Raw genomic sequence first — 21,068 nt, forward strand, 5'->3', positions numbered from 1 at the left:
AAAATGCGAGCCGTTCTTGCCATTCTGCCGCTGCTTTTTCTGTCGGACTGCGCCAATCCCTGGGCGAAGGTTCCAGAGGCGGAGCTGCCGAAGCCGGTACTCTACGCCATGTCGCGGCCCTCGCCTTTCGTCATCGGCAATTATTGCGGCCCGGGCACGCGCACCGGCGATCTGTCGGCAAAGCCGGTCGACCGCCTCGACGCCGCCTGCCGGGTCCATGATGCCTGCTACATTGCTAGGCACAATCATTGCGACTGCGACGGCGCGCTCGTGGCCTCCGCCAGGAAGATCCGCGACGACAGGACGGCGCCGCGCAAGATGCGCAACGAGGCGGAATTGCTGATCGCCACCTTCGCGTTTCCCGTCTGCAGGATCTTTCCGCAAGGCTTCCTGCCGCCGCGCGACCCCGCTCAGCTCAAAGCCATGAACGGGGCAACGGGATGAGCGTCAAGCCTGCCGTCGCCAAGGCATTGCTTGGACTGGCGCTGACGGCGCTGGCCGGCTGCGCCGGCATGCCTGGGCATTCGGCCTGCGCCTTCTTTCCGCGCGACGACGCCTGCGGCCGCCCGCCGGTCTCGGCGGACAGCACCGGCGCCGGGATCGCCATGGCGCATTACTTCGCCAGCGACGGCAACAGCGCCTACGAGAGAGAATTCCAAGCGCTGCTCGCCCAGAGCCGCCTCGATTCGCTCGACCGCGCCAACGGCACCGGCCGCTTCGGCCGCGACTGGCGCGATGTCCAGAACAGCGCCTTCCATGCGACCTATCCAGCGCTGCAACGGTTGGCCCGACCGCTCGACGACACAGAACTTGCGCCGACGCCGGGCAAGCCAGGCGAAGGCCGGTTCACCGGCCGCTGGCGCATGTCGCGGCAGACGCTTTATCTCGATGCCGCCGCGCGGCCCTCGGCGCCCAAGACCTTCAGCTTCTCCGGCCTGCAGGCACGCTCGGTCGAAATCGTGCTGCGCCAGGCTGGCCAACAGCCTGTCGACATCGCCGGCACCTGCAACGGCCCGCTCGCGATCCGCGCGTCGGGTCGATCCATCACCGTCGCCGCGGCCTCGCCATTCCATTTGAGCTTGCCGGTCGCCGAAACCTCCGTCAGCCTGTTTCCGGACCAGGCGCTGACCCGCTGCGATCTGCGCGTCGGCTCCACCCTGGCGCCGGCCGGCGCGCCGTTGACCTTGCTGCGCGAGGAGACCGCCGATCCCTGGATTACGGCGCTGGACAGCCGCTACGATCGCTGCCCGGTGCCCGATCCAGCGGGGATGGAGGAACTCGACCGCGTCTTTTATGCGAGCCGCTGGCTGTCGCAGACCTGCGCGCTGCCGCTCAGGAGCGCGACCCTGCTGCGCAAGTCGCGCGACGGCTTCAACGCCAAGGTCGAGGCCCTGCTCGGCAGGAGGCTGCCGGACAGCGCCCTCGACAAAGCCGACCCCGAGCTGCCGCTCGATTTCTCCAACGCCCCGAAACTCAGGCTGATCTACCTGTCGTCGCTGGAATTCAAGGCGGATTTCTCCGGCCGCGTGATGGAGCGGCTGATCCGCCATCACGCCGCACTTGGCACCAAGGTGCGCATCCTGGTGACCGACGTGCTGGAGCGCGAGAAGGACGACGCCATGCTGCACCGGCTGGCCTCGGAATTCCCCAATGTCGAATTGCAGGAATATCGCTGGCAGGCCGATCACGGTGCGCCGTTCGACGAGCAGATATCGCAGCTGCACAAGACCCATCACGTCAAGATGCTGGCGACACTGGCCGAAGAGCCTGGACGCTCGCGCGTCATCATCGGCGGCCGCAACATCCATGACGGCTTTCTGTTCCACCGACCGGTCGACCTGACCCGCTATCCGGACCTCGAGCAATACGGCAAGACCGACGGCTTCTCGCTGAACTACTATTCCAACTGGAGCGACTTCGACATCGAGATTGCCGACCAGGCGACCGTCGAGACGCTGGCCGCGCATCTGTCGACCATCTGGCTGCGCGACGCCGACACCAATCTGTCGCGGCCGTTTTCCATTCCGGTTCGTTCCGTAGCTGCCCCGCACGGCGTGGCGCAGCATTTCATTTCCGTACCCTATGAGGACGGGCACGCGCTCGAAGCCTATTTCGTTGAACTGATCGACACCGCCGAGCATCGCATCGAGATCGTCAATCCCTATCTCAACCTGACGCCCGCTATCGCCCGCGCCTTCGACCGGGCGCTGGCCAGGGGCGTGAAGATCGACGTGGTCGGCCGTATCGACCTCAAGGGCGACATCGGCGGCCGGTTCCTCACCGCGCTCAACAAGCTGTTCGTCGAGAAATATGGCGACCGCATCAACATCCGCGAGTTCAAGGCGCCGGACGTCGTGCTGCATTCCAAGATCATGATGATCGACGAGAGGCTGGTCGCCATCTCATCGGTCAACCTCAACAACCGCAGCTTCTTCCATGACTCGGAAAACGGCATGGTGGTGCTCGATCCGGCTTTCTACCGCCGCATGAAGCCGGTCTATGACGATTACCTCGCCCATTCGCGCCCGGTCGCCACCAATGTCACGATCGGCTGGGCCTACCGGCTGCTGTTCAGCGACAGCTGGGTCCGGCAGGCGTTTTGAACGCCACCGCTCGACTTGAGCAGGATCGCCATTCGCAGCTCGGCCTCACCTGAATATCAGCGCACTTAGATCGGCTTCAGATAGCGCTCCGGGCTGAGGTCGCGCGCATTCACGTCGGGCACCCGGTTGGACATGATGTCGGCCAGCACCTTCGCCGAGCCGCAGGCCATGGTCCAGCCGAGCGTGCCATGGCCGGTGTTGAGGTAGAGATTGGCGACCTCGCTTTGCCCGATCAGGGGCGGTCCGTCCGGCGTCATCGGCCGCAGGCCGCACCAAAAGCTCGCCGCCTTGAGATCGCCGCTTCCCGGGAAAAGATCGCCGACCGAGTGTTCGAGCGTGCGGCGGCGCGATTCATGCAGGCGAAGATCATAGCCTGAAATCTCCGCCGTGCCGCCGACGCGGATGCGGTCGCCAAGCCTGGTGATCGCCACCTTGTAGGTCTCGTCCATGACGGTCGACATCGGCGCGGCCCCGGCGTCGCTGATCGGCACGGTGATCGAATAGCCTTTCACCGGATAGACCGGAATCGGCCGTCCCAGCTCGCGCATGAATTGCGCCGAATAGCTGCCCATCGCCATCACGAAGGCGTCCGCGGATTTCCATCCGCTATCGGTGAGGATATTGGTGAGGCGATTGCGGTTCCTCACGACGCGCCGAACGGTCGAGCCGTATTCGAAGGTGACGCCGCGCCCCACGCAGAGCTCGGCGAGCCTGTCGGTGAACATCTTGCAGTCGCCGGTCTCGTCGCCCGGAAGCCTGAGGCCGCCGACGAACTTTTCACGCACCGCCGCCAGCGCCGGCTCGGCCGCGATACAGCCGTCCCGGTCGAGGATCTCATAGGGCACGCCGTATTTCTTCAACACCTCGACGTCGCCGCCGGTACCGTCGAGCTGCTTCTGCTTGCGGAAGAGCTGCAGCGTGCCTTTGGTCCGTTCGTCATAGGTGATGCCGGTCGCTTCGCGCAGCGCCTTCAGCGTGTCGCGGCTGTATTCGGCCAGCGGCACCATGCGCGACTTGTTGAGCGCATAGCGCTCGGCCGTGCAGTTGCGCAGCATCTTGAGGAGCCAGGTCCACATATTCAGGTCGAAAGCCGGCCGCACCACCAGCGGGCCGTATCTCATCAACAGCCATTTGACGGCTTTGATCGGAACGCCTGGCCCGGCCCAGGGCGAGGCATAGCCCGGCGACACTTCGCCGGCATTGGCAAAGCTGGTTTCGAGCGCCGGCCCCGGCTGGCGGTCGTAAACGGTCACCTCATGACCAGCCTCGGTGAGGAAGTAGGCGGTGGTGACCCCGATCACGCCGCCGCCCAGCACGATGACTTTCATTCTATCTCCCTCAAAGGCCGGGCACGCCGAGGCGCTTTGGCTGTTTCATCTGTGTGCCGGATTTTGCGGCGCGCGCCAAGAGGCGTGGTCAGGCGCCGACGTAGCGGCGGTGAAAGCGCGCGCCGAGGCTGGTCAATATCTCGTAGCCGATGGTGCCGGCGTGGCCGGCCGCGTCGTCGACGCTTTGCGAGGGACCGATCAGTTCGACGAGATCGCCTTCACCGAGCCGCCCTGCCGGAAGCGCCGAAATGTCGATGATGATCGAATCCATCGAAACGCGCCCAACAAAGGGCAAACGCACGCCCTCGAACCAGGCGGCCGAAGCGGCGCGCCGGTGCCAGCCGTCGGCATAGCCCAGCGAGATGGTCGCGAGATCGAGCGTCCCGTCCGCTTGGTGGGTGTGGCCATAGCCGATGCCTGTGCCGGCGCCGACCCGCCGAGTCTGCGCCACCTTGGCCTGCAGCGCTACGACCGGCAGCATCGGATTGGGTTCGCGGGGCGTCGGGTTGATGCCATAAAGCGCGGCTCCGGGACGGGCGAGATCGTAGTGGTAGGCCGGCCCGAGAAAGATGCCGGACGAATTGGCCAAGGAGGCGGGTGCCGCGGGCAGCATCTTGCGCAGCCGTTCGAATTCGCGCCGCTGCTTCTCGTTTGCCGGCTGAAGCGGCTCGTCGGCGCGGGCGAGATGGCTCATCACGAACCGGATGTCGATGCCATCGAAGGCGCCGGCCTCGCCCGCTACCGCCTCGACGTCCGCGGGCGCCATGCCGAGCCGGGCCATGCCGCTGTCGACCTGGATGGCGGCAGGCAGGCTCCGGCCTGCGCCCTGCGCGGCCTGGCGCCAGGCCTTCAGCTGCATGACGCTGTTGATGACCGGGCAAAGTCCGGCCGCCAGAGCTTCCGGCTCCGAACCCGGCGGCAGTCCGTTCAGCACGAAGATGTCAGGTCCGGGCCCGATCGCCTTGCGCAGCGCGATGCCCTCGCCGAGCAGCGCGATGAAGAAGATGTCGCAGTCCTCTTTCGCCAGCGCCGAGGCCACTTGGACGGCGCCAAGCCCATAGCCGTCGGCCTTGAGCACGCCGGCGCAGCGCACGCCGCCCAGCCGCGCCTTCAGCCGGCGATAGTTTTCCCGGATGGCACCGAGATCGATGGTCAGGATCGCGCCGGCGGCCGCCTCGCTCACCGGCTGGTTGCCGGCGGCGGATCCGATCAAAGCGCGGCTGGTGTCGTCCATGGCGACCCCCATCATTACATCAACAATCAATAGAATTCTGTCGTCGATGCAGCAACTGCCCTGAGTCTGTCGAGATTCAGGTCAGGCCGAGTCGAAAATGACGGGTTCCGAGAACCGGAGCGGAGCGTACTTTTCGTACGTGAGCACCGGAAGCGCAGCAAGCCGCCATTTACAGGCCGGACTCACCTGAATATCGGCAGACTCATCTCGCTAGGTGCTGGAATGCTGCAACCACCTGCTCATAGACCTTGCGCTTGAACGGCACGATCAGCTCGGGCAGCTCCCGCATCGGCCGCCAGGCCCATTCGTCGAATTCGGCCGTGTGGCCGCCGGGCGGCGGATTGATCGCGATCTCGCTTTCGTCGCCCTCGAAACGGTAGGCGAACCATTTCTGCGTCTGGCCGCGATAGCGGCCCTTGAAGGCGACGCCGACCAGATGCGGCGGCAGATCGTAGTTGATCCAATGCGGCGCCTCGGCAAGCAGCGACACGCTGCGCATGCCGGTTTCCTCGTAGAGCTCGCGGCCCGCGGCCTCGACCGGCTCCTCGCCCTTGTCGATGCCGCCCTGCGGCATCTGCCAAAGCTGCGTGGTGCCGGCAAACTCGCTGTCCGGCTCGGCGATGCGGTGCCCGACCCAGACCAGGCCGGCCCTGTTGAGGATCATCAGCCCGACGCAGGGACGGTAAGGCAGCGTTTCGGGATCGATCGTCTTGGCCATGGGTCAGCGTTCCAGCGGTCTCGAGGATTGACTGCGGCGAGAAGAGCAGCGTTAGCCCTTTTGCGGATCGATGGCCACCGCCGAGATCGGCACGATCTCGATGCCGCGCTTCTTCGCCTCGGCGATCCAGGATGTCACTGTGTCGACGGTGATGTCGAAGGCCGAACCGATGCCGACCGCTGAGCCCTTGGCCCGCGCCGTCGCTTCCAGGCTGTCCAGCTTCTTCAGGATCTCGCCGCGGTCCTGCACCGCGTCGATCGCTGTGTCGCCGGCGACGAACGGCACGCCGTCCTTCAGCGCCAGGTCGGGCGCCACGCTGCGCGAGGATGAGCCGTCATCGACATAGGCAAGGCCGCGCTTGCCGAGCTCGGCCATGAACGGTTCCATCGCCGAGGCGTCGGCCGAGAAGCGCGCGCCCATATAGTTCATGACTCCGGTATAGTTCGTGGTCCTGGACAGCGCCCAGTGCAGGCTCTTCAGGTTCTCGTCCGGGCTGGCCGAGACCGTCAGCGTGTTGCGGCCGGGATTGACGTTCGGATAATCGAACGGCTCGAGCGGCACCTGCATGACGATCTCATGCCCGCTCTGCCTCGCCGCCTGCATCCAGCGGCCGATGCTGTTGCCTTGCGGCGCGAAGGCCAGCGTCACTTCGGCCGGCAGCTTGGCGATGGCGGCCTGCGTGCCGGTCTGCGAGACCGCGAGGCCGCCGATGACGATCGCCACCCGCGCGCCGCGCGCGCCCGACCACGGCCGCGCATAGACGTCGAAGGGCCGCCTGCCATCGGCCGAGCGCATCGGCAGCGGGCCGGTCTCGCTGCCCTCGATCAGCGCCCTGTCCGGGATGTGCGCGACCTTGAGGTTCTGGCCGAGCGTCGACGGATCGCGGATGACGATCGCTGCCTTCGGCGGGCCGTTGCCCTCCTCGGTCTGGACATGGATGATCTGCGGCCCGCCGCTCTTCATCGGCGTGCTGGCCTGCGGCGTCGCGGCCGCAACCGGGGCAGGTGCTGGCGCCGGCGCGGGTGTGGCGGGAGCAGCGACGACCTTCGGCGTCGAAACCGCCACCTCTTGCGGTTTACGGAACGGCTTCTCGCGCAGCGCGATCGCGCCGGAAACGCCGATCACACCGAGCACGGCGGCTATCGCGGCAAGTGCACCGCCGCTAATGCCGCGCGAGGCTTTGCGCTGAGGCCGAAGCGTCTGTCCGAGCGGGCGTTCGATGTCCTTGCCGATGTCTGCCAAGTTAAGTTCCCCGGAAGCACGCCCACCTGGGTGAATGTCACGTTCTCGTGACATTTCGCGTAAACTTCACAATCGCAGGCGCGATACCCCAGACGCGTGGCGCCCCAACCGCAGTCCCCGAATCAAACTGCCGGAACCTCGCGGTCCCGGCAGCATTGCATTGCTTCGCTCAGCCGGCCAGAGCCTTGCCTCCGGCCGCGACGGCCTTACTGGTTCAGCACGGCCTTGTCCGGGTTCGGCGGGAAGGCCGGGTCGGTCTTCTGGCCGCGCAGCAGCTGCTCGGCATAGATCAGCTGTAAATCGTCCTTCGGATCCGGCGGGACATAGGCGGCCGAACCCGAGCCGGTGGAGCTCTCGTCGGCGCCCTTGATGTGGCCCTTGAGGTCGGATTCGCCGCGGGTCAGATCGCGGCCCTGCAGATCCGGCGGCAGCGGCTGGTCGACCTTGATGTCGGGCGTGATGCCCTTGCCCTGGATCGATTTGCCCGACGGCGTGTAATAGAGCGCCGTCGTTAGCCTGAGCGCGCCATTCTCGCCGAGCGGGATGATGGTCTGCACCGAGCCCTTGCCGAAGGACTGCGTGCCGACCACCGTGACGCGGCGCAGATCCTGCAGCGCGCCGGCGACGATTTCCGAGGCGCTCGCCGAACCGCCATTGACCAGCACGATCATCGGCTTGCCGTTGATGTCGTCGACCTGCTTCGGCTTGGCGTCGAAGCGAGTGACGTCCTTCGGATCGCGGCCGCGCGTCGAGACGATCTCGCCGCGCTTGAGGAAGGCATCCGAGACGCTCACCGCCTGGTCGAGCAGGCCGCCCGGATTGAGGCGCAGATCGAGCACATAGCCCTTCAGCTTGTCGTTCGGCACCTGCTTCTCGATGTTCTCGATGGCGTTCTCGAGATCGTCATAGGTCTTTTCGGTGAAGGAGGTGATCTTCATGTAGCCGATGTCGTTCTCGACCCGGTACTTCACCGCCTTGACCTTGATGATATCGCGCACCACCGTCAGTTCGATCGGCTTGTCGGCACCCTGGCGCAGGATGGTGAGCTTGATCGGCGTGTTGACCGGGCCGCGCATCTTCTCGACCGCGTCGTTGAGGGTGAGGCCGCGAACCTCCTCGCCGTCGATCTTGGCGATGTAGTCGCCGGCGAGCACGCCCGCCTTGGCGGCCGGCGTGTCGTCGATCGGCGTGATCACCTTGACGAGGTCGTTTTCCATGGTGACCTCGATGCCGAGGCCGCCGAACTCGCCCTTGGTCTGCACGCGCATGTCCTGCGCCTGCTCGGCATTCATGTAGGAGGAATGCGGGTCAAGCGAGGCCAGCATGCCGTTGATGGCGTTCTCGACCAGTGACTTGTCGTCCGGCGGCGTCACATAGTTCGCGCGCACGCGCTCGAAGATGTCGCCGAAGATCGCCAGCTGCTTGTAGGTTTCCGAACCCGCAGCGTTCGCCGCCGAGCCCGGTGTGCCATAGACCAGGCTCATTGCCGATGCGCCCATCAGCGCGCCGGCAAACAGAAGCGACAGTTTCCGCATCATTTCACGTCCTTCCAGAGAATCGGTCCGCCCACCATGGGGCAGGATCGACGGGTTTTCCATCCTTGCGGAACTCGACATAGAGTTCCGACGTCGAATTTTCATTCCGCGAGGCCGAGGTGCTTGCCACCCGGGCCTCTCCCATCGCGCCGATCGGCTCTCCCGCGAGCACCGACTGTCCCGTCGCGACGCTGATTCTGCTCATCCCCGCCAGGACGACATGATACCCATCGCCCGCATTGAGGATCAAGAGTTGACCATAGGAGCGAAACGGCCCCGCATAAAGCACGTTTCCATCCACCGGCGCGGTGACGATGGCCCCCGATTGTGTCGCAACCATGTCGCCCTGCATCGCCGCGCCATTGCCGTCGTCGGTGCCGAAACGCCGCTTGATCTTGCCGATGACCGGCAGCGCGATCTGGCCTTGCAATGCCGAAAACGGCGCCGACCCCGTGAGGCGGTTGGCCTCCGGCACCGGCAACGCGGCAAGCTCGGTCGTCGAGGCCGTCGTGTCGCTGTCGGTCGCCTTCCGCTCGCCTGCCTTGACCTGGTCCTGCGCCTTGCGCGCCTTGTCGGCTTCGAGCGAGGCGATCAGGTCCTTGAGGCTGCTCGCCTTCGCCGCCAATTCCTGCGAGTGCCGCTGCTCGGCCGCGATCGCTGTCTGGGTGTCGGCCTGCAGCTTTTTCTTGGCCTCGAGCAGCATTGTGAGCCGCTTCTTCTCCGCCGTCTGGTCAGTGACGGCGGTGGTGAGTCGGGCCCGTTCGGCCTCGATCGAGGCCGTCACCCTTGTCTGCTCCTTGAGATCGGCCATCAGCCGGTCGGTCTGCTGGCGCAGTTCCGGCACCACGGCGCCGAGCAGGATGGCACTGCGGACCGACGACAGCGCGTCCTCGGGCTTGACCAGGATCGCCGGCGGCGGATTGAGCCCCATGCGCTGCAGCGCGCCGAGCACCTCGGCCAGCACGTCGCGCCGCGCCATGAGCGAGGCGCGCAGCTTCTGTTCCTCGTCCTTCAGCCCTTCGAGCTTGGCGCCGATGTCCTCGATGTCCTGGCCGAGCTTCTGCTCGGTCATCGCCGACTGGATGAGCGCGGCGGTGATCGAGGCATAATCCTTGCGCACCGAGGCGATATCGGCGGCAAGCTTGGCCAGCCTTTCCGACGAGAGCGTGATTTCCTTGGAAACCTGCTCGTACTCGGCCCGGCTCTGATCAGGATCGGGCGCCATGTCGAGCGTGTTCTCGGCCGCCCGGACCGGACCGAGCGCGATCGCGGCGGCGACAAGGGTCAAGCCACAGCGGCTGCGCCATGTGCGCATGATCGGGTACCAGCCTTCAGACATCAGGCCTCTAACCTATCCGCCGCTTCGTTAACGAACCATCAACCATGTTAGAAACGCCCTACTCCAGCAGTGATGTTCAGCCTTTGAGGCGAAAATCCGAGCCGGGATAAGCAATCCCCAGCTTTTGGAGATGGCAAGCGCCATTCACGAGCGATGATAGGGATGACCCGCCAGGATGGTCGCGACCCGATAAAGCTGCTCGCCCAGCATCACCCGCACCAGCTGGTGCGGCCAGGTCAGCGCGCCGAAGGACAGCACCAGGTCGGCCTGATCGCGCAAGGCCTTGTCATGGCCGTCGGCGCCGCCGATGGCGACGACCAGCGCCTTGCGACCGCCATCACGCAACTGGCCGATACGCGCGGCCAGATCCTCCGAGGAGACAGACTTGCCGCGTTCGTCGAGCAGGATGAGAACGGTTCCGGCCTGCAACTGGGCCTGCAGCTTCTGGGCTTCCTCGCGGCGGCGCTCGTCGGCGCTCTGTCCGCGGCTTTCGGGGACCTCGACGATGCCGGCAAATTCCAGCCCGACCGCGGGCCCGCTCTTCGAAAAGCGCTCGAAATAGCGGTCGGCGAGTTCTCTCTCGGGGCCGGTCTTCATCCGGCCCACGGCATGAACGGTGATCTTCATCCTCGCCCCGGCGAGCTTGTTTCAGCGCATACCGTGATGGTTCACGGCACGCGGATCAAGGCTCAGTGCAAGGTCTCTTCCTCGAGGTCCGGCGCCTGCCACATCTTTTCGAGATTGTAGAATTCGCGGACTTCGGGGCGGAAGACATGGACGATGATGTCGCCCGAATCGATCAGGACCCAGTCGGCGCTGGCCAGCCCCTCGACGCGCGCATTGCCGAGACCGGCATCTTTCAGCGCCTTGAGGAGATGATCGGCGACAGCCGAGACATGACGGTGCGATCGGCCCGAGGCGATGACCATATAGTCGCCGAGGCTCGATTTTCCCTGGATGTCGATTGAGACGATGTTTTCGGCCTTGGAGTCTTCCAGACTGGCAAGGACTGTGTCGAAGGCGAGGGTCGCGGCGGCGTTGCCGCTGATCCCGGCCGGCGAAGGCATGATATCAGCCTTCTTCCGCAGTGCTGTTCTCAGTGTGTTTCCTTTCCCAACAAGAACAACCAAATCACCCTGCAAATCAGGTGACACCACTTAGATAGGCAGAGTTCCGTTGCAGTTTCAAGACGACGGCCTCTTTCGCCTGGGCCGCGCCTCGGTCCGGATCGCTGTTTTAGGAGTGTCTGAAAAGGGGGAACTGATCCCGGACGCATGGGTTATCGGCGCACCGACCAACGGGATCCCCGCCATGCCCACCGATCCGCAAAGCGCCCTCATCACCATCCAGGCCGGGCTCGCCCAGCTCAGCACCTTGATCGTTTCCTATTCCTTCTCGGCCATCGGCGCCGTGATCCTTTTGGTTGTCGGCTATCTGGTCGCCGGGCTTGCCGAACGCTCGATCTATGCCGGCCTCGGCCACATCCACGGCTTCGACGAGACCTTGCGGCATTTCTTCTCGCAGGTCGTGCGCTACGCCATCCTGATCCTCGTCACCATCATGGTGCTTGGCCAGTTCGGCGTGCAGACGGCCTCCATCATCGCCGCGATCGGCGCTGCCGGCCTCGCCATCGGGCTGGCATTGCAGGGCACGCTGCAGAACATCGCCGCCGGCATCATGCTTCTGGCGCTGAGGCCCTTCCGCATCGGTGAGAATGTCGAGGTCGGCGCGATCGCGGGCACGATCGAGGAGATCGGCCTCTTCGCCACCAAGCTGCGCACCGCCGAAGGCGTCTACATATTGGCGCCCAACTCGACGCTGTGGAACCAGCCGGTGCGCAATTTCACCCGCAACGGCGTGCGCCGCACCGACGTGACCTTGAGCATCGGCTCCTGGAACGATATCGACCGCGGGCAGAAGACGCTGCTTGCCATCGCCGGCGCCGAAAGGCGCATCCGGCGCGAACCGCCTCCGATCGCCTTCATCGCTAGTCTCGGCGACGCGACCGTTTCGCTCACCTTGCGCTACTGGACATCGGCCGCCGACTATTTCTCGACCCAGATCGACATGACCAAGCGCGCCAAGCAGGCCTTCGACAGCGAAGGCATCTCGATCCCGCTGCCGCCGCCGGAAGTGCCGGCGCCGGAAGCGCGCAAGCAGTAGCCCCCTCAATCCTGCCGGGGCTTCTCGTCCGGGGCGAAGGCAAGCTCAACCGGCAGCGGCGTCTGCGCCGACATCGGCGCGAAACTGCCGCTTGTGGCCGCGGGTGTCGGCCGGCCCGCCGTCACGCGCCACAGCACGAACAGGCAGAAGGCCGATGCGATCGCGATCCCGACATAGATGAAGGTGGCGGTGCCGAAGACGGCGGAAAGCGCCGTGACGATGCCGGGCACGATGAAGCCGGCCAGCGACCAGGCAAAGAGCATCGAGCTCGACAGCGCCAGAAGCTCGTCCTTGGCGGCGCGGTCGGCGGCATGCGCGCTGGAGAGCGCGTAAATCGATTCCGACGCTCCGTCCCAGATCAGATAGATCACCACCAGCGCCATCAGCGCGCCGCCGTCGAAGACGATGGCCAAGGTGCTGGCGACGACCGCCAGCGCCGCCGCGCCCGCCAGCACGTAGCGCCGGTCGGTGCGGTCGGAAATCCAGCCGAGCGGAATCTGCAGGATCAGCGTGCCGACCGGCATCGCCGACAACAGCAGCGCCACGTCGGCCTGGCTGTAGCCCTTGGCGGTGGCGTGGATCGGCGCGAAGCCGGAAACGATCATCGACAGGCCGCCAACGGCGAGCATGCCGGCGACGCCGACCGGCGAGATTCGCCAGGCGCGGCGCAGCGCGACCGACGCGGCCTGCGGCGCCGGCGGCTGCGCAAGCCTGGTCATGCCGACCGGCAGGATGGAGAGCGCGGTGAAGGTGATGCCGATCAGCGACGCTGCGGCCGTGTGGATGTCGACGGCCGCGAGCGTCGCGTAACCCACGCCCAGCCCAGCGATATAGGCGACGTAGAACACCGCCATCACCCGGCCGCGGATCGAATTGGGCAAGGCATCGTTCAGCCAGCTCTGCGCGACGATGAACAGCCCGCAGATGGCAAAGCCGTAAAGCGCCCGCGCGGCGATCCACAGAAGCGGGATCGGCCCGGCGCCAATCGCCGCGTTGGAAAGCGCGATCAGCGCCGAGAGCACCATGAAGGCGCGGGCGTGGCCGACGCGCCGGACCAGCGGCCCGGTCAGGATGCAGCCGGCCAGTCCGCCGGCCGAAAGCCCGGTGACGATCAGACCCGCCCAGGTCGGGTCGAACCCGTCGGCGCCGAGCCGCACCGGGATATAGGCGAACATCAGCCCATTGCCGATCGCGATCAGCGCCATCGACACGATAACGCTGGCAATGGCGATCAGCGGCGCCGGTTGTTCGGCGCGGACGGCATCGGTCGTGGTGGGGTTTTTCTCCAGCATCGCTTGTCAACATCGCTTACCGGAGAGCAAAAGGCCGCCGCAAAAGCGACATCACAGGCCTTCCCTTCCCCCTTGTGGGGAAGGAGGGCGCTCAGCCCTTCGCGGCCTTGCGGATCGCCGTGGACGACAGCGACGAACGCGGCCCGTGGATGAAGGTCCAGGCCGGCGCCTGCATGCGGGCAAGCAGCGGCGCGTCGCCCTCGTCGATGCGGGCATAGTCGAAGGTCTTGGCGACCACCGACGACAGGAAGGAGAGCGTCGCGCCCGGACGATCGATGACCGCGATCGGGAAGGTCAGCACGATCTCGCGCCAGCGCTGCCAGCGGTGGAAGTCGCGCAAGGAGTCCGCGCCCATGATCCAGACGAAATCGACGCCCGGGTTGCGCGCCTTGACCAGGGCCAGGGTGTCGGCGGTATAGCGCACATGCTGCGCCGCTTCGAAGGCCGTGACCTTGATCCTGGGATTCCTGGCGATCTTTTCGGACAGCTCAATGCGCTCGGCAAGCGGCGCGAGTTCGCGCGCGCTTTTCAGCGGATTGCCCGGCGTCACCATCCACCACAGCTGGTCGAGCGCCAGACGCCTCAGCGCGATCTCGGCGACCAACGCATGTCCGGCATGCGGCGGATTGAATGAGCCTCCGAAGAGCCCGACGGTCAGGCCCCTCGCGGCGTGGGGCATGCGGAGATAGCGCGAAGGAACCGGTGGTTCAGAAAGGGAAAGCATGGTGCTAGCCCCCCCTCTCTGCCCTGCCGGGCATCTCCCCCTCAAGGGGGGAGATCAGCAGTTGCGCCGACGGCGCCCAATCTTCAACGTCAGCGATTGGCGAAAGCCAAGGCGACATCCAATCTCTCCCCTTGAGGGAGAGATGGCCGGCAGGCCAGAGAGGGGGGCCTGGGCGCAAGCTTCAGCCCCTTAAGGCAAGCGACATCAAGGCCTCACCTGCCCCGAGCCGCGCACGCGGTATTTGAACGAAGTGAGCTGCTCGACGCCGACCGGCCCGCGCGCATGCATCTTGCCGGTGGCGATGCCGATCTCGGCGCCCATGCCGAACTCGCCACCATCGGCGAACTGTGTCGAGGCGTTGTGCAGCAGGATCGCCGAGTCGATCTCGTTGAAGAATTTTTCGACCGCTTGGGCGTCCTCGGCGATGATCGCCTCAGTGTGGTGCGACGAGAAGGTCTCGATATGCTCGATTGCGCCGGCGACGCCGTCGACCAGTTTCACCGCGATGATGGCATCGAGATATTCCGTCACCCAGTCGGCGTCGGTCGCCGGGCTGGCTTCGGAGAAAGCCTTAAGCACCTCTTGGTCGGCATGGATCTCGCAGCCGGCGGCGCGCAGCGCTTCCAGGATCGGCACCAGATGCGTGGCGGCCACAGCGCGGTCGACCAGCAGCGTCTCGGCGGCGCCGCAAACGCCGGTGCGCCGCATCTTGGCGTTGACCGCGATCTTCACCGCCATGTCGAGATCGGCCGAACGGTCGATATAGAGATGGCAGATGCCTTCGAGATGCGCGAAGACCGGCACCCGCGCCTCGGTCTGCACGCGCCCGACCAGGCTTTTGCCGCCGCGCGGGATGATGACATCGAGATTGCCGCTTAAGCCTTTGAGCATCTCCCCGACGGCGGCGCGATCGGTGGTCGGCACCAATTGAATGGCATCCTGCGGCAGGCCGGCAGCCTTCAGCCCTTCGACCATGCAGGCATGGATCGCCGAGGAAGAATTGAGCGAATCCGAGCCGCCGCGCAGGATCACCGGATTGCCGGCCTTGAGACAGAGCGCGCCGGCATCCGCCGTCACATTCGGGCGACTCTCATAGATGACGCCGATGACACCGAGCGGCGTGCGCACGCGCTCGATATGCAGCCCGTTCGGCCGGTCCCATTGGGCGATGACGTCGCCGACCGGATCCTTGAGCGCGGCAATCTCGCGAATGCCGTCGGCCATCGCCTTGATGCGCAAGGCGTTAAGCTTCAGCCGGTCCATGAAGGAACCGGACAGGCCGGCCTCCTCGCCATTCGACATGTCGATGGCATTGGCGTCGAGAATCGCCTGCTCGTTGCGCAGGATCGCGTCGGCCATGGCGACAAGCGCGGCATTCTTGGCCTTGGTGGAGGCGATAGCCAACTGTCGGGCGGAGGCGCGTGCGCGGCGGCCGATATCGGCCATCAGCGCCACCGTGTCTTCGCTGGATTTTTCATGCAGCTTCAGCATGGTCATCCTCCGCCTCGTCGTCGGTCAAGCCTTAGTCGTCGGCCAATACGTGGTCGCCGGCGACGCTTACCACAAGGTCGTCGCGATGGATCATCGCCGAACGCGCCTCGTAGCCGAGCACATTTTCGATCTCGGCCGTCTTCAGACCCGCGATCCTTACGGCATCGGCGGCGTCATACGCAACCAGCCCGCGCGCGATCTCGCGGCCTTCGGGCGACAGGATCGCCACCGTGTCGCCGCGCGAGAAATTCCCGCTGACCAGCTTCACGCCGGCCGGCAGCAGCGACTTGCCCGATTTCAGCGCGCCTATGGCGCCGGCATCGACCGTGAGCCGGCCGGCCGGCTCGAGCTGCCCGGCGATCCAGGTCTTGTAGCCCTTCACCGGATTGGCGCTCGGCTTGAAGAAGGTCGCGCGCTCGCTGCGCTCGATCGCCATCAGCGGAGAGAGCCTGGTGCCCGAGGTGATGATCATCGCCGTGCCGGCGGCATTGGCGATCTTGCCGGCGTCGAGCTTTGTCCGCATGCCGCCGCGCGACAGCTCGGATGCGGCGGCGCCCGCCATCGCCTCGATGTCGGGCGTGATGCGATCGACCACCGGAATGAACTTTGCCTGCGGGTCCTTCGCCGGCGGCGCGGTGTAGAGCCCGTCAATGTCGGAAAGCAGCACCAGCAGATCAGCGCCCATCATCGTCGCCACCCGCGCCGCCAGCCGGTCATTGTCGCCATAGCGGATTTCCGAGGTCGCCACCGTGTCGTTCTCGTTGATGACCGGCACCGCCTTCATCTTGAGCAGCGTCGAGATCGTCGCGCGCGCGTTGAGGTAGCGGCGACGTTCCTCGGTGTCGCCGAGGGTCAAAAGGATCTGGCCGGACTTCAGCCCGTCCTTGCCGAGCGCGTCCGACCAGGCGCCGGCAAGCGCGATCTGGCCGACGGCTGCCGCCGCCTGGCTCTCCTCGAGCTTCAGCGCGCGCTTGCCGAGACCGAGAATGGTGCGGCCGAGCGCGATGGCGCCGGACGACACGACCAGCACTTCCGCGCCGGCACTGGCCAGCACCGCGATGTCGTCGGCAAGCGCGGCCAGCCAATCGCGCTTCAAGCCCGTCGTCCGGTCGACGAGCAGCGCCGAGCCGATCTTCACCGTGATGCGCTTGTAGGATTTGAGCGACTTCATGGTCATTGCTGCCAGCGCGTCTCGACAGGAGCGGGCACGGCGTCGCGCGCCTCTGAGACCACCGCCATCAGAGCCCGCAGCACCGCCTCGACGCCTTCGCCGGTGACGGCCGAGACAAGCATCGGCGCGCGACCGGCGGCACGCTTCAGCGAGGCCGTCTTCTTCTTGCGGGCGTCCGGGTCGAGGATGTCGACCTGGCTGAGCGCGACGATCTCGGCTTTCTCCGCCAGACCATGGCCGTAGGCTTCGAGCTCGGCGCGCACCGTCTTGTAGGCCTTGCCCGGGTTTTCCTCCTGCGCCGAGACCAGATGCAGCAGCACGCGCGTGCGCTCGACATGGCCGAGGAAGCGGTCGCCGATGCCAACGCCCTCATGCGCGCCCTCGATCAGGCCGGGAATGTCGGCGAGCACGAATTCACGGCCGTCGATGCGGGCGACGCCAAGGCCGGGATAGAGCGTCGTGAACGGATAATCGGCGATCTTCGGCTTGGCGGCGGTGACTGCGGCAAGGAAGGTCGATTTGCCAGCATTGGGCATGCCGACCAGGCCGGCATCCGCGATCAGCTTCAATCTCAGCCAGATGCTGAGCTCCTCGCCAGGCAGGCCGGGATTGGCGCGGCGTGGCGCCTGGTTGGTCGAGGTCTTGAAATGCTGGTTGCCGAAGCCGCCATTGCCGCCCTTGGCAAGCAGGAAGCGCTGGCCGACCACGGTCAGGTCGCAGATCAGCGTCTCATTGTCCTCGGCGAAGATCTGCGTGCCGGCGGGCACTTTCAGCGTAATGTCGGCGCCTTTAGCTCCGGTCATGTTGCGGCCCATGCCATGCATGCCGGTCTTGGCCTTGAAATGCTGCTGGTAGCGATAGTCGATCAGCGTGTTCAGTCCGTCGACCGCTTCCGCCCAGACATCGCCGCCGCGGCCGCCGTCGCCGCCGTCCGGGCCGCCGAACTCGATGAATTTCTCACGCCGGAACGACACCGATCCGGCGCCGCCGTCGCCGGAGCGGATATAAACTTTGGCCTGGTCGAGGAATTTCATCGTTTCGAGTTTCTGCTATTGCGCTTGCGGGATTGCTCTAAACCAAGGTGCGGCACAGCGCGAGGCCGATTTGCGACTAAAGCGCCGGATGCCCTTTAGCCGGGGACGCGGTAGCACTGTTGCGGGGACGTGATTGGAGGGGCGCGGAAATGAAGATCGTCACCTACAACATCCAATACGGCATCGGCCTCGACGGCAAATACGATGTCGGCCGTATCGCCGACGCGGTACGCGGCGCCGATGTCGTCGCGCTGCAGGAAGTGACCCGCAACAATCCGCGCAACGGCGGTCGTGACATGGTGGCCGAGATCGGCGAGGCGCTGCCCGACTATTTTGCCGCCTATGGCAGCAATTTCGAGGTCAATATCGGCTCGCGGCTGGAGAACGGCCGCGCCGTCTCGACCTCCTTCCAGCTCGGCAACATGGTGCTGTCGAAGACGCCCATCCATCTGTCGCGCAATCTCCTTCTGCCGCGCAGCCGCAGCCTCGAGACCATGAACTTCCAGCGCGGCGCGCTGGAGGCGCTGATCGAGACGCCGCTCGGCTTCATCCGCTTCTATTCCACCCATCTCGACCACCGCAGCCCGGTCGAGCGCCAGGGCCAGATCCGTTTCCTGCGCCAGCGCCTCCTGAACTATGCGCTGGAAGGCGGCGGCCTGTCGGGCATCCCCGAGATCGGTCTGCCGGACCTGCCCTACCCGGAAGCCTTCATCGTCATGGGCGACTTCAACATGCTGCCGGGCTCGCCCGAATATGTCGAGCTTGCCGGCCGTCCGGATCATGAGTTCGGCATGCCGCTGACCGCCGATCTCGCCGTCGACGTCGCCCAGCGTCTGGCGGTTGCCGACCTCATCACCTGGGTCGACCCCGACCGCCCGGCCGACAAGAGCCGCCACAAATGCATCGACTACATTTTCACCAGCGCCTCGCTCGCCAGATCGCTGAAGCGCCTGTGGTCCGACCGCCAAGCGGTCGGGTCGGATCATCTGCCGCTCTGGGCCGAGCTGAGTTGAGCTCCGGACTCCCCCTCACCCGGCCGCTTCGCGGCCACCTTCTCCCCGAGGGGAGAAGAGGTTGCCGCCGGCGCTTACCTGCTCCTCTCCCCTTGGGGAGAGGTCGGATTGCCCCGAATTGCTCTTCGCAATTCGGCTGGCAATCCGGGTGAGGGCGCGCCGCTCAACCTTCCGAAGCACCGATCAATAGTGGATCCAGTTGCGAAGACTGTTCCACGTCTTGCGATCCAAGCGGTAACGCTCGACAGGCACCTGGCCGGCGACGATCGAGTTCAACATGCCCTGGCCGGCATACTGGAAGCCGCATTTGTGGATGACCCGCCGCGAGGCCGGATTGATCACCCGGGTCGAGGCATGCAGCACCTGGATCGAGGTCCGCTGGAAGGCGAGGTCGACCAGCGCATGCGCGGCCTCCGTCGCGTAGCCGCGCTTCCAGAAAGGCTCGCCGATCCAGTAGCCGAGCTCCAGCCCGCGATCGGTCGTGTTGAGCCCGGCGCAGCCGACGAAGGTGCCGCTGTCCTTGAGCGTCAGGGCATAGACGATGCCGGCGCGCCGCGACGCCGCCATGGCAAGGAAGGTGCGGCCCTCGGTCTCGCCGTAGGGGTGCGGCATGCGGGCCAGCATTTCGGCGACATGTCGGTTGTCGGCAAGCGTGACGAGTTGCTCGAGATCGCTCTCGCGCGGGGCGCGCATGACCAGCCGCTCGGTGGCCAGCGCCGGGCAATCGATCGCGTAACTTTCGTCTTCGGTATCTTCCGCTTCGGCAACCATTTTAGTCCTCCAGGGCAAGAAAAAATGAAAAAGGAGAGAGGGCGAGCCCATCTCTCCTGATCCTTTTCCTGGCCTGGCCAGACACCGGTTCCCGAGATGGGCGCCGGTGTTATGGTGCGGAACCGGCTACTCCGCTGCTTTGGTAATCGGGTTCACCGATACGTAGGTTCGGCCGTTGGCTTTCTTGTTGAAGGTGACTGCGCCGGCTTCGAGCGCAAAAAGGGTGTGGTCCGTGCCCATGCCAACATTGGTGCCCGGATGCCATTGCGTGCCGCGCTGACGAATGATGATGTTGCCGGCGACGACGGCTTCGCCGCCGAACTTCTTCACGCCCAGACGCTTGGAGTGCGAATCGCGACCATTGCGCGACGAACCGCCAGCTTTCTTGTGTGCCATTTGATTAACTCCGATGCGCCCTGAGGCGCTTGAATGGTCTTATGAACGCGTTCGCGTTCCGTTTCAAGTCCCGTACCGGCGACGATCGTCGCCGGAAAAATTACTTCTTCGCCAGTTCCTTGGCCTGCTCGCGCCAGTCCTTGATCTGGTCGGCGCTGAACGGCATGTGCTCGTCGATCTTGGCGACATCCTTGTCGCTGAGCTTGGCGAGCTGCGCGAAGGTGACGATGCCCTGCTCGGCGAGGTCCTTCGCCGCGACCGGGCCGATGCCCTTGATCACGGTCAGGTCGTCCGGCTCGCCCTTCGGCGCCTTGAACAGCGGCGCGGCCTTCGCCTCTTCGCCGGCAGCGGCCTCAGCCTTGGCTTCCTTCTTGGCCTTCGGCTCCTTCGGAGCGGACTCGGCCTTCGCCTCGGCGGCGACTTCAGCCTTGGCCTCTGCCTTGGCTTCCGACTTCGCGGCGGCCTTCTTCGACGGCTTGGCGCCACCCAGCAGGATCTCGGCGATCCGGACGGTGGTCAGAAGCTGGCGGTGGCCGATCTTGCGGCGCGAATTCTGGCGGCGGCGCTTCTTGAAAGCGATGACGGTGCGGTTCTTGCCCTGCTCGACGACCTCCGCCGTGACCAGAGCGCCATCGACGAACGGCGCGCCGAAGGTGACATTCTCGCCCTCGCCATGCGCGAGCACATTGCCGATCTCGACGATATCGCCGACCTTGGCTTCGAGCTTCTCGATCTTCAGGAGATCGTTGGCGGCGACGCGATACTGCTTGCCGCCCGTTTTGATGACTGCGAACATTTTTTGCCTTTCGCTGTTCGGTCGGCCTCGATGAACCGCCTCGGGCGGTTCGGCCGTCTTTTTGTCAGTCTGCGGGTTCAAAAAACAAGCGGCGCGGAAGAGCCTCCACGCCGAATGCGGGCTGTCCCTAACCGAAGGTTGCGCTGGAGTCAAGGCAAACGGCCCTGTCTCTGAAGAGACCCGAGCAGCCTTGCCGGCAAATATCGGTCCGGCCCGTC

The 21,068-nt window shown here is 65.4% G+C and carries 20 protein-coding genes; 4 read left to right on the plus strand and 16 right to left on the minus strand.

Annotated features, from left to right (window positions below; all coding sequences use genetic code 11):
* Positions 1-3 precede the first annotated feature (3 nt).
* Positions 4-444, plus strand: coding sequence for a hypothetical protein (locus EN862_RS19190; protein WP_127865523.1), 441 nt, complete (start codon positions 4-6; stop codon positions 442-444).
* Entirely contained in the window at positions 441-2,603 is a 2,163-nt protein-coding gene (locus EN862_RS19195) for a phosphatidylserine/phosphatidylglycerophosphate/cardiolipin synthase family protein (RefSeq protein ID WP_127865522.1), read from the plus strand. The genes EN862_RS19190 and EN862_RS19195 overlap by 4 nt, the downstream gene beginning before the upstream one ends.
* A 65-nt stretch (positions 2,604-2,668) precedes the next feature.
* Here the strand turns inward: EN862_RS19195 and EN862_RS19200 are convergent, their stop codons facing one another.
* The 8 genes from EN862_RS19200 to rsfS form a co-directional block, all read right to left on the minus strand.
* Positions 2,669-3,931: a D-amino acid dehydrogenase gene (locus EN862_RS19200; RefSeq protein WP_127865521.1), complete on the minus strand. Its 1,263-nt coding sequence runs from the start codon at positions 3,929-3,931 to the stop codon at positions 2,669-2,671.
* An 88-nt stretch (positions 3,932-4,019) separates the two neighbouring features.
* Positions 4,020-5,165 (minus strand): alanine racemase, encoded by a 1,146-nt coding sequence (gene alr, locus EN862_RS19205; RefSeq protein WP_127865520.1) that lies wholly within the window; start codon positions 5,163-5,165, stop codon positions 4,020-4,022.
* 202 nt (positions 5,166-5,367) lie between these two features.
* Positions 5,368-5,883: an RNA pyrophosphohydrolase gene (locus tag EN862_RS19210; RefSeq protein WP_127865519.1), complete on the minus strand. Its 516-nt coding sequence runs from the start codon at positions 5,881-5,883 to the stop codon at positions 5,368-5,370.
* 51 nt (positions 5,884-5,934) lie between these two features.
* Positions 5,935-7,125 carry a divergent polysaccharide deacetylase family protein gene (locus EN862_RS19215; RefSeq protein WP_127865518.1) on the minus strand — a complete coding sequence of 397 codons (1,191 nt, stop codon included), beginning with the start codon at positions 7,123-7,125 and terminating at the stop codon, positions 5,935-5,937.
* A gap of 206 nt (positions 7,126-7,331) precedes the next feature.
* On the minus strand, positions 7,332-8,663 hold the full coding sequence (locus tag EN862_RS19220; protein ID WP_189401841.1) for a S41 family peptidase: 1,332 nt from the start codon (positions 8,661-8,663) through the stop codon (positions 7,332-7,334).
* A 1-nt stretch (position 8,664) separates the two neighbouring features.
* Positions 8,665-9,999 carry a murein hydrolase activator EnvC gene (locus EN862_RS19225; RefSeq protein WP_127865517.1) on the minus strand — a complete coding sequence of 445 codons (1,335 nt, stop codon included), beginning with the start codon at positions 9,997-9,999 and terminating at the stop codon, positions 8,665-8,667.
* A gap of 144 nt (positions 10,000-10,143) precedes the next feature.
* Positions 10,144-10,626 (minus strand): 23S rRNA (pseudouridine(1915)-N(3))-methyltransferase RlmH, encoded by a 483-nt coding sequence (rlmH, locus tag EN862_RS19230; RefSeq protein ID WP_127865516.1) that lies wholly within the window; start codon positions 10,624-10,626, stop codon positions 10,144-10,146.
* Between the two features lie 62 nt (positions 10,627-10,688).
* Positions 10,689-11,066 (minus strand): ribosome silencing factor, encoded by a 378-nt coding sequence (rsfS, locus tag EN862_RS19235; protein ID WP_127865515.1) that lies wholly within the window; start codon positions 11,064-11,066, stop codon positions 10,689-10,691.
* 244 nt (positions 11,067-11,310) lie between these two features.
* Between rsfS and EN862_RS19240 the strand changes: the two genes are divergently transcribed.
* Positions 11,311-12,162 carry a mechanosensitive ion channel domain-containing protein gene (locus tag EN862_RS19240; protein WP_127865514.1) on the plus strand — a complete coding sequence of 284 codons (852 nt, stop codon included), beginning with the start codon at positions 11,311-11,313 and terminating at the stop codon, positions 12,160-12,162.
* 5 nt (positions 12,163-12,167) lie between these two features.
* Here EN862_RS19240 and EN862_RS19245 read toward each other — a convergent pair whose 3' ends face one another.
* From EN862_RS19245 to obgE, 5 genes are all read right to left on the minus strand, one after another.
* Positions 12,168-13,454 carry an MFS transporter gene (locus EN862_RS19245; protein WP_127865513.1) on the minus strand — a complete coding sequence of 429 codons (1,287 nt, stop codon included), beginning with the start codon at positions 13,452-13,454 and terminating at the stop codon, positions 12,168-12,170.
* Positions 13,455-13,545: 91 nt separating this feature from the next.
* Complete coding sequence (locus EN862_RS19250) at positions 13,546-14,133, minus strand: nicotinate-nucleotide adenylyltransferase (RefSeq protein WP_127302842.1); 588 nt, start codon at positions 14,131-14,133, stop codon at positions 13,546-13,548.
* Positions 14,134-14,382: 249 nt separating this feature from the next.
* Complete coding sequence (locus tag EN862_RS19260; protein ID WP_127865836.1) at positions 14,383-15,669, minus strand: glutamate-5-semialdehyde dehydrogenase; 1,287 nt, start codon at positions 15,667-15,669, stop codon at positions 14,383-14,385.
* Between the two features lie 31 nt (positions 15,670-15,700).
* Positions 15,701-16,840: a glutamate 5-kinase gene (gene proB, locus EN862_RS19265; protein ID WP_127865511.1), complete on the minus strand. Its 1,140-nt coding sequence runs from the start codon at positions 16,838-16,840 to the stop codon at positions 15,701-15,703.
* A gap of 2 nt (positions 16,841-16,842) precedes the next feature.
* Positions 16,843-17,874, minus strand: a complete 1,032-nt coding sequence (obgE, locus tag EN862_RS19270) for a GTPase ObgE (RefSeq protein ID WP_127865510.1) — start codon at positions 17,872-17,874, stop codon at positions 16,843-16,845.
* A 149-nt stretch (positions 17,875-18,023) separates the two neighbouring features.
* Here obgE and EN862_RS19275 point away from each other — a divergent pair, with 149 nt between their 5' ends.
* Positions 18,024-18,887, plus strand: coding sequence for an endonuclease/exonuclease/phosphatase family protein (locus tag EN862_RS19275; RefSeq protein WP_127865509.1), 864 nt, complete (start codon positions 18,024-18,026; stop codon positions 18,885-18,887).
* A 183-nt stretch (positions 18,888-19,070) separates the two neighbouring features.
* On the opposite strand, the gene EN862_RS19280 is transcribed toward EN862_RS19275, so the two are convergent.
* The 3 genes from EN862_RS19280 to EN862_RS19290 all read right to left on the minus strand — a co-directional run bounded on the left by EN862_RS19280 (position 19,071) and on the right by EN862_RS19290 (position 20,850).
* On the minus strand, positions 19,071-19,658 hold the full coding sequence (locus EN862_RS19280; protein WP_127865508.1) for a GNAT family protein: 588 nt from the start codon (positions 19,656-19,658) through the stop codon (positions 19,071-19,073).
* Between the two features lie 126 nt (positions 19,659-19,784).
* Positions 19,785-20,054, minus strand: a complete 270-nt coding sequence (gene rpmA / locus EN862_RS19285) for a 50S ribosomal protein L27 (protein WP_040991608.1) — start codon at positions 20,052-20,054, stop codon at positions 19,785-19,787.
* 100 nt (positions 20,055-20,154) lie between these two features.
* Entirely contained in the window at positions 20,155-20,850 is a 696-nt protein-coding gene (locus tag EN862_RS19290; protein ID WP_127865507.1) for a 50S ribosomal protein L21, read from the minus strand.
* Positions 20,851-21,068: the final 218 nt, after the last annotated feature.

The sequence above is a fragment of the Mesorhizobium sp. M2E.F.Ca.ET.219.01.1.1 genome (assembly GCF_004016445.2).
Lineage (GTDB): Bacteria > Pseudomonadota > Alphaproteobacteria > Rhizobiales > Rhizobiaceae > Mesorhizobium.

Coding starts and splice junctions, on each gene's coding strand:
- EN862_RS19190 (WP_127865523.1), top strand. CDS start 4: ATGCGAGCCGTTCTTGCCATTCTGCCGCTGCTTTTTCTGTCGGACTGC.
- EN862_RS19195 (WP_127865522.1), top strand. CDS start 441: ATGAGCGTCAAGCCTGCCGTCGCCAAGGCATTGCTTGGACTGGCGCTG.
- EN862_RS19200 (WP_127865521.1), bottom strand. CDS start 3,931: ATGAAAGTCATCGTGCTGGGCGGCGGCGTGATCGGGGTCACCACCGCC.
- alr (WP_127865520.1), bottom strand. CDS start 5,165: ATGGACGACACCAGCCGCGCTTTGATCGGATCCGCCGCCGGCAACCAG.
- EN862_RS19210 (WP_127865519.1), bottom strand. CDS start 5,883: ATGGCCAAGACGATCGATCCCGAAACGCTGCCTTACCGTCCCTGCGTC.
- EN862_RS19220 (WP_189401841.1), bottom strand. CDS start 8,663: ATGATGCGGAAACTGTCGCTTCTGTTTGCCGGCGCGCTGATGGGCGCA.
- EN862_RS19225 (WP_127865517.1), bottom strand. CDS start 9,999: ATGTCTGAAGGCTGGTACCCGATCATGCGCACATGGCGCAGCCGCTGT.
- rlmH (WP_127865516.1), bottom strand. CDS start 10,626: ATGAAGATCACCGTTCATGCCGTGGGCCGGATGAAGACCGGCCCCGAG.
- rsfS (WP_127865515.1), bottom strand. CDS start 11,066: ATGCCTTCGCCGGCCGGGATCAGCGGCAACGCCGCCGCGACCCTCGCC.
- EN862_RS19240 (WP_127865514.1), top strand. CDS start 11,311: ATGCCCACCGATCCGCAAAGCGCCCTCATCACCATCCAGGCCGGGCTC.
- EN862_RS19245 (WP_127865513.1), bottom strand. CDS start 13,454: ATGCTGGAGAAAAACCCCACCACGACCGATGCCGTCCGCGCCGAACAA.
- EN862_RS19250 (WP_127302842.1), bottom strand. CDS start 14,133: ATGCCCCACGCCGCGAGGGGCCTGACCGTCGGGCTCTTCGGAGGCTCA.
- EN862_RS19260 (WP_127865836.1), bottom strand. CDS start 15,669: ATGCTGAAGCTGCATGAAAAATCCAGCGAAGACACGGTGGCGCTGATG.
- proB (WP_127865511.1), bottom strand. CDS start 16,840: ATGAAGTCGCTCAAATCCTACAAGCGCATCACGGTGAAGATCGGCTCG.
- obgE (WP_127865510.1), bottom strand. CDS start 17,874: ATGAAATTCCTCGACCAGGCCAAAGTTTATATCCGCTCCGGCGACGGC.
- EN862_RS19275 (WP_127865509.1), top strand. CDS start 18,024: ATGAAGATCGTCACCTACAACATCCAATACGGCATCGGCCTCGACGGC.
- EN862_RS19280 (WP_127865508.1), bottom strand. CDS start 19,658: ATGGTTGCCGAAGCGGAAGATACCGAAGACGAAAGTTACGCGATCGAT.
- rpmA (WP_040991608.1), bottom strand. CDS start 20,054: ATGGCACACAAGAAAGCTGGCGGTTCGTCGCGCAATGGTCGCGATTCG.
- EN862_RS19290 (WP_127865507.1), bottom strand. CDS start 20,850: ATGTTCGCAGTCATCAAAACGGGCGGCAAGCAGTATCGCGTCGCCGCC.